We start from the raw sequence: 2407 nt of genomic DNA, 5'->3' as shown, positions 1-2407 counted from the left end.
GGGCCGGGGGGGGCGGCCCGGGTCCCCCCAAGCCACACCCAGGACCCCGACGGCGCCCTGGAGGGGGGGCTGGGGGCGCCAACCCCCCCCGCCATTGCCGCCGCCCTGCTGGAGGGGCGCGACGAGGCGGGGGTGGTCGAGGGCTTCTCGCGCGTGCTGGCCGGGATGCCGCGGCCGGTGCCGGCGGCGATCCTCGACGAGATGGCGGCCGATTTCGCCGATGCCTACCTGACCCATGGCTTCCGCGCCGCGCCCACCGGCTCGGTCTGGATGACCGAGGACCATCTGGAACGCCAGCAGCCGATGTTCGCGGTGCGCGACTGGTATGCCCATTACGGCCTGACGGTGCCGGACTGGCGGCTGCGGTCGGACGACCACATCGTCCACGAGATGCAGTTCGTCGCCCATCTCCTTGCGCTCGGCACCCCCGATGCGCTGGCCGATGCCGCGGTCTTCATGGACGGGCATCTGATGCCCTGGCTGCCCGACTGGTGCCTGAAGGTCGCGGCCCACGCCCGCCACCCTTTCCTTGCGGGCGCAGCACTCATGACGCTGGCGCTGCTGACCGCGCTGCGCGAGGATCTGGCCGCGGCGACGGGACGCGCGCCGGATGTCGCACCTCATGCCTGGACGGTGCAGGCCGGGCGGGCCGAGCGTCAGGCCGAGGCCGACGAGGAGCGGCCCTTCGTTCCCGGACTGTCGGCAAGTTGGTAGCGGCGCTGCCGTCCATCGACGGCGAAGCCTGCCTGCACGGCCTTCTGGCGCAGGCAAGGTGTTCGGCCTGCGCCGACGCCTGCCCGCAGGATGCGCTGCAGATGACCGCCGAGGGGCTGGTCCTCGACCCCGCGGCCTGCACCGGCTGCGGCGCCTGCGTGGCGGCCTGCCCGCAGCGGGCAGTCGCGCTGGACGGGCAGGGCGGGATCCGGCCCGAGCCGTCGGCGGGCGGGCCCGAGGCGGCGCTGGTCTGTCCGCGCCGCGGCCCGGGGCAGGGGCCGTGCCTTCAGGAGCTGGGGCTGGAGGCGCTGGCGCGGCTGTGGCTGCAAGGGGTGCGGCGGATCGCGGTGCTGACCGCCGACTGCGCCGCCTGTCCCGATGGGGCGGGCCTGCCGGTCGCGGCCCGAGTGGCGGCGCTGAACGCCTTGCTGGAAGACCGCGGCCTGCAACCCCTGCGGATCGGGCCGGTTGCCAGCGTCCCGCGCAGGATGCCCCGGCTGACCGCCGAGCCCGCGCCGCGCCGCGGGCGGCGGCTCTTCCTTGGCCTCGGCGGCGTCATCACCGATACCGGCATCCCCGCGCTGGCGCGGCTGCAATCACTGCCCGGCCCGCCCGGTGCCCGCCACGCCTTTGCCCCACGCATCGACCCAGCCCGCTGCACCGGCTGCGACGCCTGTCTGCGCATCTGCCCCACCGGGGCCTTGAGCCTGATCAAGGACGACGACGGCGGATTGTCGTATGGGGCGGACCCTTCGGGATGCACGGGTTGCGGAATGTGTGAGGACGTATGCGGGGCAGGGGCAATGACGATCGAACGCCTCGCCTCCGCGGTTCCGGGCCCGGCGCTGGTCTCTTTCCGCTGCCGCGGCTGCGGGGTCGAGGTGCATGTGCCCTCGGGCGGCCCCCGGGAAGGCGGCGGCCTCTGCCCGGTCTGCGCCCGGACCGGCCATCACCGGCGCCTCTTCCAGGTGCTGCCGTGACCCGGGGCCTGACCCGGCGGCTGCGCGACTGGGCCGGTGCGCGCCTGCAACGGCGCATGGTGCTGGCGCTGGCGGCGGTCCTTTTCGTGCTGTCGGCGGTGGTCCTGGGTGTCGTCTCGGGGCTCTACCGCGCGCGCCTTGCCGCCGAGATGGAACGTGCCTCGCTGCAGGTCAGTGGCTTGCTGCATTCGGCCCTGGAAAACGCCATGCTGAAGCGCGATCTTCTGGGGCTTGAGGCCATCGTCGCCGATCTGGGCAAGGACCCAGACATCCGCGCCGTCCGCATCCTGAACCCGCATTTCGAGGTGCGCTTCGCCTCGGACCCCGCATTGGTGGGCGCGGTGCTGGACAGCCCGCCGGTCCGGCGCGCGCTGGACACCCGCGGCCCGCTGACCGACCTGACCGGCGCGGGCCCCGATGTGGTGCGGGCGATCCGGCCGGTGCCGAACCAGCCGCAATGCCGGGGCTGCCATGGCGACATGGCGAAAAAGCCGGTCAACGGGCTGCTGGTGGTGGATTATGCCGCCGCGGGGCTTGAGGCCGAGACCCGGCGCAGCATGGGCTTGCTGATGCTGGCGGGCCTTGCGGTGATCGGCAGCAGCCTTCTGGCCAGCTGGCTGGTGCTGCGCCGCACCGTCCTTGCGCCCCTTGCGCGGTTGGCGGCGGGGACCGAGGCGCTGGCGGGCGGCAGGCTGGACCATCGCCTTGCGGCG

3 protein-coding genes are annotated in these 2407 nt (G+C 74.0%); all 3 read left to right on the top strand.

What is annotated here, in order from left to right; translation table 11 throughout:
- Nucleotides 1-714, top strand: a 714-nt coding sequence (locus tag V7050_RS20390; protein WP_324411195.1) for a TorD/DmsD family molecular chaperone, incomplete at its 5' end; no start/stop codon positions are given.
- Nucleotides 708-1694 carry a 4Fe-4S dicluster domain-containing protein gene (locus tag V7050_RS20385; protein ID WP_324375048.1) on the top strand — a complete coding sequence of 329 codons (987 nt, stop codon included), beginning with the start codon at nt 708-710 and terminating at the stop codon, nt 1692-1694. The genes V7050_RS20390 and V7050_RS20385, both read left to right, overlap by 7 nt.
- Before the next feature lie 56 nt (nt 1695-1750).
- The coding region (locus V7050_RS20380) for a hypothetical protein (protein ID WP_324411193.1) at nt 1751-2407 on the top strand (657 nt) is incomplete at its 3' end.

It is taken from the genome of Amaricoccus sp., from assembly GCF_036846665.1.
Classification (GTDB): Bacteria; Pseudomonadota; Alphaproteobacteria; order Rhodobacterales; family Rhodobacteraceae; genus Amaricoccus.
This window is presented reverse-complemented; position numbering and strand designations above follow the sequence as displayed.